This window comes from Proteiniborus sp. MB09-C3, from assembly GCF_030263895.1.
Lineage (GTDB): Bacteria > Bacillota > Clostridia > Tissierellales > Proteiniboraceae > Proteiniborus.
On record NZ_CP127161.1, the window covers coordinates 2,694,313 to 2,710,376 of the forward strand.

The 16,064-nt window shown below is 32.5% G+C and carries 13 protein-coding genes and 2 pseudogenes; 2 read left to right on the forward strand and 13 right to left on the reverse strand.

Annotation, left to right across the window (positions count from 1 at the left end; translation table 11 throughout):
• Window positions 1-6: 6 nt before the first annotated feature.
• The gene (locus QO263_RS13160; RefSeq protein WP_285622287.1) at window positions 7-669 is read right to left on the reverse strand and encodes a hypothetical protein; all 663 of its coding nucleotides are present in this window, start codon (window positions 667-669) and stop codon (window positions 7-9) included.
• Window positions 670-972: 303 nt separating this feature from the next.
• On the opposite strand from QO263_RS13160, the pseudogene QO263_RS13165 reads away from it, so the two are divergent.
• Window positions 973-2,219 (forward strand): annotated as a pseudogene (locus QO263_RS13165) (IS110 family RNA-guided transposase).
• Window positions 2,220-2,786: 567 nt separating this feature from the next.
• On the opposite strand, the gene QO263_RS13170 reads toward QO263_RS13165, so the two are convergent.
• The 5 genes and pseudogenes from QO263_RS13170 to QO263_RS13190 form a co-directional block, all read right to left on the reverse strand.
• Window positions 2,787-4,658, reverse strand: a complete 1,872-nt coding sequence (locus QO263_RS13170; protein ID WP_285622292.1) for an ATP-binding protein — start codon at window positions 4,656-4,658, stop codon at window positions 2,787-2,789.
• A 1-nt stretch (window position 4,659) separates the two neighbouring features.
• Window positions 4,660-5,790, reverse strand: a complete 1,131-nt coding sequence (locus tag QO263_RS13175) for an SIR2 family protein (protein WP_285622295.1) — start codon at window positions 5,788-5,790, stop codon at window positions 4,660-4,662.
• Between the two features lie 428 nt (window positions 5,791-6,218).
• A complete protein-coding gene (locus QO263_RS13180) occupies window positions 6,219-7,112 on the reverse strand; it encodes a hypothetical protein (RefSeq protein WP_502928720.1) in 894 nt (297 codons plus the stop codon).
• An 18-nt stretch (window positions 7,113-7,130) separates the two neighbouring features.
• A pseudogene (locus tag QO263_RS13185) lies at window positions 7,131-7,811 on the reverse strand (Eco57I restriction-modification methylase domain-containing protein); the annotation flags it as partial.
• A 137-nt stretch (window positions 7,812-7,948) separates the two neighbouring features.
• Complete coding sequence (locus tag QO263_RS13190; RefSeq protein ID WP_285622300.1) at window positions 7,949-8,266, reverse strand: rhodanese-like domain-containing protein; 318 nt, start codon at window positions 8,264-8,266, stop codon at window positions 7,949-7,951.
• 477 nt (window positions 8,267-8,743) lie between these two features.
• Here QO263_RS13190 and QO263_RS13195 point away from each other — a divergent pair, with 477 nt between their 5' ends.
• On the forward strand, window positions 8,744-9,976 hold the full coding sequence (locus QO263_RS13195) for an IS110 family RNA-guided transposase (protein WP_285622303.1): 1,233 nt from the start codon (window positions 8,744-8,746) through the stop codon (window positions 9,974-9,976).
• A gap of 152 nt (window positions 9,977-10,128) precedes the next feature.
• Here the strand turns inward: QO263_RS13195 and QO263_RS13200 are convergent, their stop codons facing one another.
• The 7 genes from QO263_RS13200 to QO263_RS13230 form a co-directional block, all read right to left on the reverse strand.
• On the reverse strand, window positions 10,129-10,311 hold the full coding sequence (locus QO263_RS13200) for a hypothetical protein (protein ID WP_285622304.1): 183 nt from the start codon (window positions 10,309-10,311) through the stop codon (window positions 10,129-10,131).
• A 224-nt stretch (window positions 10,312-10,535) separates the two neighbouring features.
• Window positions 10,536-10,946, reverse strand: a complete 411-nt coding sequence (locus tag QO263_RS13205; RefSeq protein WP_502928668.1) for an arsenate reductase ArsC — start codon at window positions 10,944-10,946, stop codon at window positions 10,536-10,538.
• Window positions 10,947-10,951: 5 nt separating this feature from the next.
• Window positions 10,952-12,010: an ACR3 family arsenite efflux transporter gene (gene arsB / locus QO263_RS13210; protein ID WP_285622309.1), complete on the reverse strand. Its 1,059-nt coding sequence runs from the start codon at window positions 12,008-12,010 to the stop codon at window positions 10,952-10,954.
• 47 nt (window positions 12,011-12,057) lie between these two features.
• A complete protein-coding gene (gene arsA, locus QO263_RS13215; RefSeq protein WP_285622311.1) occupies window positions 12,058-13,806 on the reverse strand; it encodes an arsenical pump-driving ATPase in 1,749 nt (582 codons plus the stop codon).
• Between the two features lie 47 nt (window positions 13,807-13,853).
• Window positions 13,854-14,204, reverse strand: a complete 351-nt coding sequence (gene arsD, locus QO263_RS13220) for an arsenite efflux transporter metallochaperone ArsD (protein WP_285629314.1) — start codon at window positions 14,202-14,204, stop codon at window positions 13,854-13,856.
• 24 nt (window positions 14,205-14,228) lie between these two features.
• The gene (locus QO263_RS13225) at window positions 14,229-14,552 is read right to left on the reverse strand and encodes an ArsR/SmtB family transcription factor (protein WP_285622314.1); all 324 of its coding nucleotides are present in this window, start codon (window positions 14,550-14,552) and stop codon (window positions 14,229-14,231) included.
• Window positions 14,553-14,975: 423 nt separating this feature from the next.
• Window positions 14,976-15,995 (reverse strand): replication initiator protein A, encoded by a 1,020-nt coding sequence (locus QO263_RS13230; protein ID WP_285622317.1) that lies wholly within the window; start codon window positions 15,993-15,995, stop codon window positions 14,976-14,978.
• Window positions 15,996-16,064 lie beyond the last annotated feature (69 nt).

The window sequence follows — 16,064 nt, forward strand, 5'->3', positions numbered from 1 at the left end:
CTAAATCTAGTAATATTTCTCTATTTTTTTATCTTTAATCAATCTCATTATATCTTTTTCTATCATCATCTGATATTTTACAAATTCTTTCTTAAATGAATTAATCAATTCGTTTCTTACTACATCAAAACATTTTTTGTATTCATCTTTACTCAATGTTCCTTCTTTAATTTGCTTAGAATATTTCAACAATTCTTCCTGTATCAAAATAAATCTCACAGTTTCAGAAATTACACTCTCAACTAATTTATCTTTTTGAGAAAGCTTAAAAAAACAAGTAAATGTCGAATATTCAGTAATAAGCTCATTATAAATCAATCTGAATTTTTCAAAATGTGAAAATATAGAACCGTCTTGGGAGTATTCCTCCATACGCAAAATTATTTCTATTGCTTCAGACAACATATAATTAATTATTCTATATATTTCTACATAATATCTTTTCTTTTCGGTTAAATATTGTACTATAGAAGGTATTAATACTAATATCCCACTTGCAAAAACACTTAAACTTATATTTGTATAAAAATCCATATGTCCTCTCAATACATTGCAACTTAAAGTTTCAAAATATCCAAATTCAAAAAAAACCGCCAATCCGAAAAAACAAATGCAAAGTATAGACATTAATATAATAATATTTTTACTTATTTTCATTTTTATAGCCATTCCTTTCGCTTCGCTCAAGGCACAAAACGTAATGAAAAAGTGCTTTTGAGCGTTATTTGTTTTATAATTAACCCCATAGGGATTTCGGTAAACTACAAATCACGGGGAGGTGAGTGGGCTGTCTGACTTGTCAGATGACCGTATTTTTATATGTGTAGAACGCCTTTTCAAGCACAAATAAGTGTACCTTAGAGTACGTAACCTTATCTTTGTTTAAACAATCTCGTTTAAATGCCAGGCGTTCAGTCAATGCCGTATCTCCCTATAATTCTTATGAACTTTCTAGTTCAGAAAGGAGTCCCTATGGCTTTAAAAATCGTGTACAAAATCTGCTGCGGAATTGATGTTCACAAAACTTTTGTTGTAGCCTGCATCGCTTCCACCGATAAACAAGGTGTTACCACCTACAAGAGCCATCGCTTTTCCACCTACACCAAAGGTCTGAAAGAGCTGTTACAATGGCTGCTTGAATCTAATTGTAAGGATGTCTGCATGGAATCTACAGGTAAATACTGGATTCCCGTGTACAACGTCTTGGAAAAAGACTGTTCTATTGTGCTTGCACATCCTAAATACGTTAAGGCTATTCGTGGTAAAAAACTGACAAGAAAGATGCTAAATGGATTGCTGACCTGTTTAAGCATGATCTTGTTGCCGGTAGCTTTATGCCCCCTGCTGATATTCGCCAGCTACGCGACCTTATGCGCTATCGTTACAAACTAACCTGCTTTATGTCCAGTGAAAAGAACCGTCTTCAAAACTGTCTCACGGTTTCCAACATTCAATTGTCTTCCGTTGTCTCCGACACTTTTGGTAAAAGTGCTCAAAAGATTCTGAATAAGATTCTTGAAAATCCTCTAGATACTTCATTCGATATTGAACCTTTAATTCACGGCTCTATGAAGGGTAAAATTCCTGAATTACAGCTCGCCGTTGATGGGCATATCTCCCCGCAACAGGCTGGTAAATTAAAGATTATCAAGAAGCACTTTGAAGATTTGGAATCCCGGAAATCAGAGTTAGAAGAACTGATTCTTGTGCTCGCCAGCCCCTATCAACAAGAACTCGACCTAATCCTAACCGCTCCATCTTTTAAAAACATCTTCTCTGCAATCACAATCATTTCAGAGATTGGTGTTAATATGGAGGCTTTTCCTTCGGCGAAACACTTGTGTTCATGGGCAGGGCTTACACCTACCAACAATGAAAGTGCAGGGAAGAAAAAATCTGTCCGGGTTTCCAAAGCTGGATGCTATATTAAACCACTTCTTGTTCAATGTGCCAACTCTGTGGTTAAAAGTGAAAAGCATCCAGAAATCCGTAACCGCTACCTTCGTTTAAGAAAGCGTCGTGGTCACAAGAAGGCAATCATTGCAATAGCAAGAATGCTTCTAACAGCATTATACAACATGTTGAAGAAAAATGAACCATACAATGCTGAACTTTACAGAAACTCTGACGTTATTCCTGTCAATCGCGAGATTACTGTAGAGCAGGCTATACAATTAGCAAAATTCCAAGGTTACAGAATTAAGTCAGCTACTGAATAACCTTAATTTTGTCTATATATTCAATTTTTTGAAGCCACCGCAAGACGGCTTGTTTGCTATGCCCTTAAGTGAAGTGCCAATCCCTAGTTTTCTTTTTCAACCTTTTCTCCTAATCTATAATAGTAGTATAAAAAACATGTAGACAAACTGAGTCTATATAAGCCTAATTGATTCTTCTGCCGTCACCATAGAACTGGCAGTCACCCATCTCCCCTGGCAGTCGTGCAAGTAAGGGGAATTTCACCCCAAGCTTCTCACGGAACCGTACTTGAAAGTATCCCTTCATCTGACACTTATCATTCAACCTATTACAACATTTCTATTTCGATAATTCCAATGTGCAAATAGACTGGGTTCCCTTTTCCTTACTTCAGCCAACCATTTTTCAGCCCTTCTTCTGTGACCACGAAATCTTTTGAACTTACACATTGCCCATTTAACTATCTTTCTCTCAGCACAATTGAATATGAGATAAACAATGTTTAGATTTTACTTGAAAAAAAGCTTGACCAAAGATTTAAAAAGTTGTAATTAGGTAATAATATAAGTCTAACAAATCAAGTTATATTAAGAAGTCTTTGCAATATACCATTTTTCTGATATTTTTGCATTTTGACCATCCGTAGGTGGATTTGCTTCATTAAAACGAGTTAAAGTTGGTAGATTAATAGCAGTACCAAAAACTAAAGCATCACCTGTCTGTAAATACGTTAGCCTATTTATTATTCCCTCGCTAATATAAGGAACCATTCTCGAAATATAACTAATATCATCAGGATTTTGAACTCTATGAATTATAAAATTACTACACTGAGAAACCACAGTTTTAGATAATTCACTGGGTCTTTGAGATGAAATTCCTAGAAGCAAACCATATTTCCTCCCCTCTTTTGCAACCCGTTCGAAAATATTGTAGCTCAAAGCTCCAGAATGAGAATCATTCTTGACAAAGCGATGTGCCTCCTCAATCACTAGGTTAATCGGCATCTCTGCCTTCTTATTCATTTTTTTTAAATAATCAAAAAATAGCTTTGTAATAACTTTTACTACAACTTCACCTGAAGAATCATCCAAACTGCTAATATCAATATTTACAACCTGATTGTTCCCTAAAATATCTAATACATAATCATCTAAATTAGTATACTTCGTTTTTGATAGTATTTTTCCCTGCTCACTATCAATTAAAGCCTGTAATCTAGTTGTTAAGGTTGCTGTGTATTCTTGTATTCTTTGAGAACTGATACTCCCTTCATAAAGAACAGCAAAAATAATTGCTTGATAAAATTGGTTAATATCATAAACAATATTATGAGACTTTGCTAAACGTTCATTAACATCTTCGATGATAAATTGTTCGCAATAAACTTGTAAGCTTTCTATATCAGTAAATTGTCCATAGTTCACATTCAACAGCTTTCTTATATTTTTGCTTCCTGTACTTGTACTAATAGAGAAATCAAGATTAATCTCTCCAGTTCCAAATGTAGTTACTATAGCCTTAATCTTGTCGCTTTTTGACGGGGATGAGTCTGAGCTATTAAGTATTCCTATAATTGTTGAAGATAAAATATGATTTTTTAATGAATTATCACTATTAGTTGGATCATAAAATATTCTAGCAATATCAATCGCTCTTTTAATAATTGGGATTTGTGTTTTTTCAGAAGCATGCAATAGTACAGCCCAATCATCTGCACTTAATGCCCACACAGGTAATTCTAGATGATTTTTATCTTCTAAGTTCAAATCTGCAGTCAAACATCTTATATCAATATCAGGGTTGTGTTTATTTAACTGACATATTGATGATTCGTACTCACCATTAGAGTCAATAATAATAAACTTCGCTCCAATAGCAGAATGTTTTTCCTTCTTAAAAACGTTTTGTATTATACGTGCTATAGTATTCGATTTTCCTGCACCCGTATTTCCAAAAACAGAAAAATGAAATCCAAAAAATCTATCAATATTTATTTTGACGTCATAATCTGGAAAAACAACTGATTTTCCAATAGATAATGATACTAAACGGGTATTATTATAATCATCAATAACCCTCTCTTGGTTCCCAATTTCTAGCATTGTTCTTAAATCTTTTTCAGTAATTATACTAACTTCTGAGAATATTAATGGCATTTTTGAAACACCAAAAGTAAATTTTTTAGAAGATATTTCACCAATCAAGTTTAAATTTATTAACCTATGGCTATTTGGTTTACTCATCTTTTCAGAATTGATAATATTCTTCTCATCAATTGATATTATCTCAGCAATTACTTTTCTTTCTATTTCTTCAATAGAAACATAGGAGCCAATTTCACCAACAAATCGAATACCGTCTACAGTATTTATGTAATTTCCAATTTCAGCATACAGCTCAGCAATAAACCATTTACTACTAATAGAAATAACACGTCCAATATTTCTATTAGTCATATTAATCAACTCCTTTTAATGCAGATTCTATTAGCTTAAATCTTTCTTGCAATTCTACTCTCTCATTTATTTCATCCTGTATATCTGGCAATAATTTATTCACAAAATTATTGAAATAATGTATTTTATCTGTTGAGTTAATTATCCAAATACGACTATCCCCTATTGAAATAAGTTTATCAATATTAGAACCACCACCTAGTATAACTAATCTAAAGCTTGGTACTGACAGCATATTTAAAATTATTCTGTTAATATGATCATCAGAAAAACTATATCCTATCACTATTAAAACGCAATTATTTCTCATAAGTGATTGCTGCATATTTCGCATTAAGTCAGAATACGGCGTCATCAAAGTAGTTCTGTCTTTTAGTGGTGTTGGGTAAATCATAACTGTATCATCAGTAATGTTTTCTATCGATTTTTCAACAACTGTCATATCCTTATTTATCCAGTTAATAGATCCATGAATTTTAAACACATTAAAAAAATTAGAAACCCGATCCCAAATATCTTTGTTTAAATTCATATTTTCTACAAAAGCATAGTTATAGGATATTGGATTGAATTTTCTTTCTACTGTACCTGTGAAGCCATTATTATAGAAAAAACCAAGTTCATCAAGAGCTCTCTCGCTATACAAATCATAATTTGTTGTGAAAATGTTAATAGGGCTTTTCCTATTTTTTCTCAATATTTTTAGGTAAAAATCCTTATATAGAGAATTCACTTCATCACATTTCATTCCTAAAATAACTTGCTCTTTAATAAAATTTTGAACCGTTTTTAACTTTAAATCAATTTCATTTTCTATTGGCCTCACATAATTTACTAACCTAATTGATATCATATAATCAAGCATTCTTTCCAAGTTATCTAAAAAATGTTCTTTAAGAAGTACTTCCTGAACACTAAAATCTGGGTTTTGATCAAAAAATCGTTTTGCTAAAGTATTCATGGTAGGAATTGCACTCTCTTCACCATTTTTAACAAAACTTGAGCAGCCAGAACCTATCAAGAAATTCAAGTTTTCTACTTGTAAACACTGTGCGAATTCCTTCTTCGTTATTTCTAACGTGACTTCATTTTTTGCTTTACCCTTATAAAAATTGATAATTTCTGAATTCATTTCTTCACCCCTTTTTTCTTCTCACCTGCTTGCAAGTTATAAAAAATTTTACTTTTCATCATAGACATTAGCTATTGTTATTTAGCGCTTTTCTTATTAAGCATTTTTTATTACCAAAAATAGTTAGTAAACTACTGCCCTGCAAGTAATTTTAAAATAAAAGATTAGTAAGTAATTGTTTATTGTTTACTAGTTTTTATTCAATATGACACCATGTTACACCTTCTGAAATCGTTCGTTGTTTTTATACATATTTCGACATAGCTTGCTAAATAGTCTTTGATTCATTCATTATCTGTGATACATATAAAAAGCTTTTATGCTTATAAGCAAACTAGTTTATGCATGAATTATATGTTTAAAAAGAACTTATCGATTTATAGAATAAAAAATCCACCGACTATTTTCATCGATGGATTTTTTTAATATTACTTTTTTCTATTGTTTCTTCTCTGTGATAATTTTATCCAAATATTTCTTAATTGCATAGCTTCATCTCTTGTAAACCCATGGTGATTTATCAACAAAGCTTCATCAACAATGTCTAAGGCCTTTTCAATTTCCTTTCTTCGAACTAATACATCTACTTTATCAAAATCAATATCAACACCTTCAAAATCTGGAATTTGAATTTCAACAATTTCTGATGGCTCGAAAGTCATAACACCACCGCCATAGCTTCTACCCGTTACTTCTGAATATGCAAATGTAAGCGAGTTTACAAAAACTGCAGTAGCTAACTTTTTATTTACACCTTCTCTAAACTTAACTCGGTGAATAGTATCTGTTGAAGAAGCTCCCGTTTCGTTTAAAATAATTTTAGGATAATCTCCCACTTGCCTCAATGCAAATGCATCCGGTACCCACCTTGAAGGTGTAATATACCATCTCTTGCGAATTCTAGTTTTGTATCCTTTATGAAATCCTTTCTCTTCTCCATATCTGATATGTGATTGACATACTTTTGGCAATTCTTCAAAATCTACATCAGGAGGTAAAAATAAATAAACTGCCTTTTGATCTTTTGAGTTCTCACTGAAGTCCTCTTCTGAAAATGTAATCCCTTTTAGTTGATTTGATTTACTAACAATAGGAATTGTAAATTCTTCTAAATTCCATTCACTTACCTGTTCCTCTTTCAGAATGAAAAATTCATTTCTTCCTGTTACCAAACCGACTTGAGTATCGAATATTTTCTTACATGGTATAATTTTTTTATCTCTTTTTAGCTTTCTTAATAATTTAATCTCAGTTTCACTTAAAAAATATTTAGTCCATTTTTCAGTAGTATGATCTATAGGTTTGACATTGGATCCATTGATTTTAGTGAAATCTAAAGACTAAAGCTCATCAAGATTTTCGCATTCTATAACTCTGTTTCCCTTCCCATGGTCCACAACTTTTTCGCAAAGCAATAGCACGACTTCTTGTTGAATATCCTCAAATACTAATTTTTTAAACGTAATAATTGTTATTCGTTCAAAAAATTCAGATAAAAATATTCTTGTTTCAGCTGCATACTTGACTTGAAATAATTCTGCTGGTATCACCATTGCTAGCTTTCCTTCATTATTAAGTAGGGAAGCTGAAACTACAAGGAATGGAACCCAAATATTAGTTAACTTATTCGGTTTTAGTCCCAGCCCTCGCATCATTTCTATTGCCAATTCTCGATGTTCTTCCGGAAAGTTCTGATATCTTATAAATGGTGGATTTCCAATAATTACATCATACTTTTTAGTAGGATTATCTTTTACATAATGAAAAAAATCACTATTAATAACTGTCTGAGTTTTAGCCCCAAGACTCCTTGCTTTGTCCTCAGCTTTGAGTGCTTCATCATCAATTAGCTCTATACCTCTAACTCTACCATCAAGATTTTCATCGCCTATGTTTAAATATATAAATCTTCTTAATGCTGATTCAATAAAAATTCCATCTCCACAGCTAAGCTCTAGAACGCTTTGTGTATTTTCATTTATACTCCATTTACATAAAAAGTCAGATATAGTTTTCGGCGTATAATACCCACCCCTTTAGTATCTTCATGTCGATGTTCGTCAATATGTTTTATAATTCTTTATAATATCAATATTGCCCAAAAAACAGTAAGCTGGTTATTAGTTCCCAGCCTACTATCTTAATTGACTTTTTTAAGTTATTTCTTGGATTTAATCATACAAGCACAGCCACCATTTAGTTGATAGTCTACGTCTTTAGTTAATGGTAAGTCGCAATGTTCCCATTCTATTACGTTACCAATAATATATGCTACTTGGCTAAAACCTTGGTCCACCAAAAATTGTGCAACCTGTAGACTTTTAATACCTACACTATCAACAATAATCATTGGTTTTCGCTTTGGAAGATTATGAAAACTTTCCCTATACGAAGAAAAAGGTAACAAGTATACATTTGGAACATCAAATACTCTATAGTTAACCTCGTATTCAGGACGTATATCAACAAGAATCACCTCATCTTACAAATAAGAGAAGGCTTCAGGCGGAGAAAGATGAACTGGTTTTCTATCTAATTGATCAGGATTATCAAAATATGATTTCATACTCATTTCTCCTCGTATAATAGTATTTGCAAGGAAATATTATATATTTTTATAGAGATAATAGCCTTGCAATCTATTGTCTCTTTTTTATTTCTTTGTATAGACCAATAACAATGCCTGTGGTTTAATAATGGTAGAAACCATTAAGGAAAGTTCCGTTTCTCCGTGTTTAGTCTTAGGACTTATTCTATGAAAGTCAGTTCCCCTTGGCTGTGTGTTTTCTTCTAACCGCTAGCTGTTTTCTCCTGAATAGGTGTCCCTTGTTGCAGGAAGGGTTCGTGCATGCACCACAGGAGCTTATTCATATACGCGAGGGTGTCGCTGCCGCAGTCCCAAGGGCATTGTCTTATTGGTTTCTTAATCCATCTAGAAAGTGAGGTGAATTCTATGTTGAACACTCTCTTTGTAGGTATCGATGTTAGTAAACGGAGTAATGTTGTACGATTCACTGATTCACTTGGAGATACTTTAACTGTTTTCTCTGTTCCTAACAATCAAGATGGCGCTAATAATCTTCTAGAAAAACTACATAACACTCTTGTATCTAATGACTTCCAAGCCGTCTCTATCGGTATGGAATCTACATCTATTTATGCGGATCATCTGGCTATATTTCTTCGTAATGATGCCTTTCTAAAGAAATGGGGTGTTAAAGTTTTTATCTTGAATGCTAAGCAAGTTAATGCTTTTAAAGAGGCTTACCCCGAACTACCTAAAAATGATAACATCAATACTCTTGTCATTGCGGATTATCTACGCTTTGGTCGTATTTCCAAAGAAGTTAATTCCGATGAAAAATACATTGCTCTTAGAAATCTTACAAGAGCAAGATTTCAGGTTGCTCAGAATCTAAATCGTGAAAAGACTAGATTTCTTGATACCTTGTTTTACAAATTTTCTTCCCTTGATTCTTCAAAAGTATTTTCTGATACCTTTGGAGCTACTTCCATTGCTGTAATTACTGACTTCTTCTCTACAGATGACATTAATGACATGCCTCTGAAAGATTTAGCAGAATTCTTAATGGATAAGGGAAAAAACAAATTTGATGATCCAGAGCGAGTTGCTAATGAACTAAAAGCAGCTGCTAGGAGTTCCTATCGTTTATCTAAAACTGTAAATGATTCTGTTAACCAACTATTAGCTGTTCACCTAGTTGGAATACGTTCTTTACAACAGCAATTAAATGGTTTAGATAAAGCTATTGAATCTTATATGCAATTGTTTCCTGCTATTTTAAATAGCATTCCTGGTATTGGTCCTGTGTATAGTGCAGGTTTATTAGCTGAAATAGCTGATATACATCGTTTCAAAAACCATGCAGCATTAGCTAAGTATGCAGGCATCGCATGGACACAATACCAATCTGGAGACTACGAAGCCTCCAATACAAGGTTGATTCTTTCGGGCAACAAATACCTAAAGTATTATTTCTTGGAAGCCGCGAATAAGGTACGCATGCACGATACCGAATTCAAGCGCTATTACCAATCCAAGTTTAAAGAAGTCCCGAAACATCAACACAAACGTGCCCTCGCACTTACTGCAAGGAAATTGGTTCGATTGGTTTACTCACTGCTGAGTACCAACCAACTATATATACCACCTACTAACAGATAGTAGGTTCCTTTAACGCCTTCAAAAATTTGCAGCTTTCTGAAGGCTTATTAAAGTACGCCTTTTTTTAGAAATATTATACATATTTCCTTCAAATTCTAATTATTTAGGTCTTGACATATTACCGCTAGACTTCCTTATTAGTGAAGCATATTCTACAACCTTTTTAAGGTCAAATAGATTTTCATTTCGTCGACTTTACCTGAAAATACAGGCTTCCCTGCTATAAAAGTAATTGGCAGCTGATATCCTCTTTTTAGGATTTTCCTTTCTTTCCAATAATTACTTAAATCATCCTCGGTTATGTCAATAAATTCCATTTCGAATTTATCTTTCACATCAGAATTTCCGAGAAAATTTCTAAGTTTTTCATACATCTCAATTGTTGTAAGATCCTCACTAGGATCACAGCTAACGCTTGGTCCTCAGCCACACGATGCAGAAACAATTTCTTTTTTGTTACCAAACATCTGAATTTTTATCTTTTCCATAATGATCCTCACTCCATATAAATTTTATAAAACCCAGGAAAGAAAGCTAGTTGTTACGCTTTCCAGTATAACTATATTTCATTATTCTTTACTCTTTTAATCAAGCCTTCTACCTTTTCTTTTATTAAGCCTCTTGTCATTCTATAACCTTCTATCGGACCACCAGATGGATCTTCTAGTCCCCAGTCCTCACTATGTTTACATGGAACATAAGGACAGACTACATTGCATCCCATAGTAATAAGATAATCCACTTCTTCAGGGATATCACTTAGTAATTTAGGCCTATGGGAGCTCATATCTACTCCTGCTTCCTCCATTACTTCTACTGCTAACGGTTTCACTTCATGATAATTTTCTGTTCCTGCTGAATATACCTCTAAAACATCGCTACCTAATTTTTTTGCCCAACCTTCTGCCATTTGAGAGCGACATGAATTATGAACACATACAAAAGCAACTTTCTTTTTCACTTTTCGCATCTCCTTTACTTAGTATCAGTACTGAACCAGCTTCTTGTATTATTGGCAACTCTAACTAGAGTAAGCATTACAGGTACTTCGACTAGTACACCTACAACTGTTGCTAAGGCCGCTCCTGAATCCAACCCAAATAACGATATAGCAACTGCTACAGCAAGTTCAAAGAAGTTAGATGCTCCAATCATTCCTGCAGGTGCTGCTACACTATGAGGAAGTTTCCAAGCTTTTGCCCATAGATAAGAAACAAAGAATATGAAAAATGTTTGAATGATCAGCGGTACAGCTATTAATGCTATATCTAAAGGATTGTCAATAATTGTTTGGCCTTGAAATGAGAATAGAATTATTAGTGTTAATAAAAGTCCTATAGTAGTAACATTGCCAAACTTAGGTATATAACGGTTTTCAAAGTATTCTAACCCTCTGTTTTTTGTTATTGCAGATCTTGATATCCAGCCTGCTACTAAAGGAATAACTACAAATAATACTACTGATAAAAATAATGTTCCCCAAGGTATTGAAATATTGCTTAATCCTAATAGAAATGCGACTATAGGTACAAACCCTACTAGAATTATAAGGTCATTAGTTGCTACTTGAACAAGTGTATATGCTGGATCACCTTTAGTTAAATGACTCCAAACAAAAACCATAGCTGTACAAGGAGCTGCACCTAAAAGTACAGCTCCTTTTAGATAGTCTTTTGCTAGCTCTGGAGAAATTAAGTTTCTAAATACTACGCTGAAGAAAAATAGTGCTAATGCGTACATGGTAAATGGCTTAATTAACCAATTCGTAATCCATGTAACTATAAGACCTTTTGGATTTTCTCCAGCTTTTTTTATACTACTGAAATCAACCTTTAACATCATTGGATAAATCATCAACCATATTAAAATTGCAACTGGTATTGATACATTATAATATTCAAATCTACTTAGAAACTCTGGTAATTCTGGAAGATAAACCCCTATAAGTACTCCTATTGTCATACATATTACTACCCATAATGTAAGGTGTTTTTCAAAAAAACCAATTTCCTCTTTTGGCTTCTCTTTTGTCATTATACGTCCACCCTTCATACGTAAATTTCATATTATCTAAGCAAGCCCTATTTTAAGAGCTTACTTAGATTTTCACCCTCTAGATCCATTGGAGTCCATTTTACTAATGCTAGGTTTCCTTTAGAAATTTCATTTATAGCATTTATCCATTGAACCTCATTTGAAGCCTTAGCTCTTAGCACTTCGTTAGTTGTGTTAGTTGCATAAAAGCTAGAATTAATTATCCACCACTTGCTAAATATACTTGCCCTATTTAAGTCCTCTTGTAATCTTTTAGCTTCAAAAAATGGAGTAGCTTCAGCTAATGTAACAATTAATACTTCTGTTAATTTATCATCCTTTAGCTTTGGTAATAACTCTTTTACTGATTCAGGTATATCACCACGGGTACGTTCAATTTCCTTGTTATAGCTTTGTGTAGATTCTAGTAATAATAGGGTGTGTCCTGTAGGTGCAGTATCAATAACTACAACTTCATTTTTTGAACGTTCTACTATTTCAGCAAAAGCTCTAAATACTGCTATTTCCTGAGTACAAGGTGATCTTAAATCTTCCTCAATATATGCAATGTCATCCTCGCTCATATTTTCTTTTCCAGCTTTACTTAAAACTTCTTCTCTATATTTCTCTAGCTCCTTTTTTTCATCGATGTGACTTATAGTTACGCCATAGCTTTCATCTATTACAAACTTTAAATGATCTGCTGGGTCAGTAGTAGTTAAATGTACTTTCTTTCCTTTTTCAGCTAGCTCCATTGCAATAGTAGCAGCTATTGTAGTTTTACCGACTCCACCTTTACCCATTGTAAATATTACCTTTTTATTAGATTCATATAAATCATCTATTACCATATTTAAAGTAGGTATATTGTCTATTTCTAATTTTTCATCTTTGAGTTTTACATCTCCATCTTTTAGAAAGGCCCTAATATTTTCAATTCCAGTTATGTTATATGGTCGAAGTGGAATTTCAAACGTTTCTAGTGTTCTAAGTCCTTCAGGTATATCTTTTAGTACTTTCTGTTGTTTTTTATATATTTCATTAGATAATTCATCATCATGCTCCTTTAGTACCCCATTAATAATTAGAAGCTGATTACTCACATCTAATTCCTGCAGCTCATTAGAAGCTCTTTCAGCTTCCTTTAAAGCTGATGTTTCAGGACGAGACACAAGTATAAGCGTAGTCTTTTCTTTATTGGCAAGAGTATCTACCGCATTTTTATATATTTCCTTTTTATCCTCTAGACCTGCAAGCTGTCCTAAGCATGATGCACCATGAGTACTTTCGCTGATAAAACTTGTCCAAGCTGAAGGTAACTGAAGCATTCTTAATGTATGACCTGTAGGTGCAGTATCGAATATTATATGGTCATACTGTTCGGAAACCTCTTTATCAGTAAGAAACCCTGTAAATTCATTAAAAGCAGCTATTTCAACAGTACATGAGCCTGATAATTGTTCCTCCATATTTTGAATAACAACTTCAGGAAGCTTACCTCTATAGGGTGCTACTACACTTTCCTTATATTCAGCAGCTGCAGCTTCTGGCTCGAAATTAGCTATAACCAAGTTAGGAACCTCTTTAATTTGAACACCTTTATTATCCAATTCTGTATTAAATACATCTTGTAGATTTGAAGCAGGATCTGTACTTACTAGCATAATATTCTTACCTTCATCTGCCAATGCGACTGCTATAGAGCAAGCTGTAGAAGTCTTACCTACTCCGCCTTTTCCTGTAAAGAATAAATATTTGGTTAAGTTTATATCTTTCAAGTTAAAGTCTTTAAACATTAGTGCACCACCTTTTTATTATTTTTGCAACATTCATATACACATTCTCAATCTATTTTAGGACTTTGTTTAATTGTCAATTTCAGATAATCCTCTGGTATATCTAGAAATTTAACAAATTCTTCATCTGTTGGGTAAGACTTAGTCTTTACTATTTCGCCATCTACCATTGTAATTGGTAATACTTCTACTCCTTCTTCGGTTAAAATTTCATTTATAACTTTGTTATTAACAAATATCATTGGGTTATTAGTTAGATTATGCCTTTCAACTATTACATCGCTTCTCTTTAATCTATTTATTACCCTAGATACTCTCAACAATTCTGGGTCTATGGATGGTCCACAAATTCCAGTAGGGCAACACATTGCAGGATCAAAGATTGTCATTTTTCTCATTTTTCTCATTTTCTCCACTCCTTTTTATTTGCATTCACATTTAGATTTGTCTTTGCATATACAATCATCAGTATCTGTTATAAGATTCATTAAAAATAGAATAATGTTATTACATTTACTAATGTTTAGTGAATAATAACTCCATAATCCATCTTTTCTTACACTTACTATTTCGCAATCCATTAAAACCTTCATATGATGCGACAATGTAGGCTGTGAGAAATCAAAATGCTCTAATATATCACATGCACATCTTTCTCCACATGATAAAATATCAATTATCTGTAGCCTTTTTGGATCTGATAATGCTTTAATTATCTTTGAATTTTCTTCATATTTTAGTTTCATACATTCACCCCTTATATAGATATACATCTATATAATCATCCTAGGCTTTTATCTATGTAATGTCAATACTATGTTATATATTAATATTGTATGTTTTCATATATAAACATGTGTCTATATAGTATTCTTATATATTGAAAGTTTGCATCAGCTTCGACTTGTAATCTATTTTCTTATTATATGTAGTAAAATAAAAATAAACCAGTCAAGGCAATTTGCTTAACTGGTTTATCTAATCAGCGAATACTTCGATTTTTCCAAAAATTTTGCAATCACTTATTGTTTTTCCTTACAACATTCTATTCGTTTATTTTTTAATACTGCTATATTTCTTGAAGTTCGCATATATATTGCTACTTTTTTTATATTATCCATTTAATATGACCCTCCTTTATCCCTTTATATTACATATGTTTTTTGCATTCATATCATTCCCTGATATGTCAACTCACTATCAATGTCTAAATTTATTTCGTGAATTGAATTATAGATACAAGTTTTTAGATATTCTACTGTATTTTTTATTTGCTTTACTTTACTAGCTTCTTTAAATTTGCTTAAGGCATGATCTATTATTAAATATGTTATTTTTTCCAAATCTTTTATTACAATCCATTTGGGTATATGTCTTCCCCCTATTTTCATACTGTTGTTAAAAAACAATTCCCTCAAAGCTCTTTCTACAGCATCTCTATACCTAGGGTCTATATAATCTAATTCTGCTTTTTGAAGTATGTAATTAAATTGACTTATTTCTTGTTCTATGAAGCTATTATCTTCAGCATTATGGTTAATAAAGCTGTTAAATCTTTCTCTTTTTTCTTTTTCAATATCCCTATTTTTATTTATTTCATGTATTTTATCTGTATGTATGTCCGTCTTTTCAATTCTATTTTTATCATCAACACCATTATTTTTAGACAGACTGACAGACTCAGTATCACTAATATCAGTATTATTAATATTAGTATCATTAGATGAAAGATTTTTACACTCTTGACTGAAAGACTCTTTCACTCTTGACTGAAAGTTTTTTTCATTCTGGACTGAAAAATCTTTACACTCTGGACTGAAAGAATTTTTCACTCCTGTATTTTCAATACTTACAGCAGTTAAAAATATGATATTAGGTTTATTTAGTCCTTGTCTTTCTTCCTCCATTAAACCAATTTCAATTAACTGTTTTATTGCTTTTCTTAAAGTAGGTTGGCTGCATCCTAATAACTTTGCCATATCTTCTCTTGTAAAAATTAAATATACTTCATCATTTTCATTAATCCAGTTGTTAGATAAACTTAGTTCATGTCTATCTCTTAATAATGAATATAGTACTCTGGCATCATTAGAAAGTCCCTTAAATTCTCCCTCAAGTAAAAATTTTGGCATTTGATAAAATCTATTGTTTATTATATTTTCAACGGTATATCTAACTCTATTGTTCATGAAATTCATCCCCCTATAACTTAATATATAGAAAAAGACACCTCTTTTTTTGGTGTCTTTTCTATAGTT

What these genes read in the sequence shown, in the direction of transcription:
- arsD (WP_285629314.1), bottom strand. Translation starts at nt 14,204, where the DNA reads ATGAGAAAAATGACAATCTTTGATCCTGCAATGTGTTGCCCTACTGGA.
- QO263_RS13175 (WP_285622295.1), bottom strand. Translation starts at nt 5,790, where the DNA reads ATGAATTCAGAAATTATCAATTTTTATAAGGGTAAAGCAAAAAATGAA.
- QO263_RS13170 (WP_285622292.1), bottom strand. Translation starts at nt 4,658, where the DNA reads ATGACTAATAGAAATATTGGACGTGTTATTTCTATTAGTAGTAAATGG.
- QO263_RS13195 (WP_285622303.1), top strand. Translation starts at nt 8,744, where the DNA reads ATGTTGAACACTCTCTTTGTAGGTATCGATGTTAGTAAACGGAGTAAT.
- arsA (WP_285622311.1), bottom strand. Translation starts at nt 13,806, where the DNA reads ATGTTTAAAGACTTTAACTTGAAAGATATAAACTTAACCAAATATTTA.
- arsB (WP_285622309.1), bottom strand. Translation starts at nt 12,010, where the DNA reads ATGACAAAAGAGAAGCCAAAAGAGGAAATTGGTTTTTTTGAAAAACAC.
- QO263_RS13225 (WP_285622314.1), bottom strand. Translation starts at nt 14,552, where the DNA reads ATGAAACTAAAATATGAAGAAAATTCAAAGATAATTAAAGCATTATCA.
- QO263_RS13160 (WP_285622287.1), bottom strand. Translation starts at nt 669, where the DNA reads ATGGCTATAAAAATGAAAATAAGTAAAAATATTATTATATTAATGTCT.
- QO263_RS13230 (WP_285622317.1), bottom strand. Translation starts at nt 15,995, where the DNA reads ATGAACAATAGAGTTAGATATACCGTTGAAAATATAATAAACAATAGA.
- QO263_RS13205 (WP_502928668.1), bottom strand. Translation starts at nt 10,946, where the DNA reads ATGCGAAAAGTGAAAAAGAAAGTTGCTTTTGTATGTGTTCATAATTCA.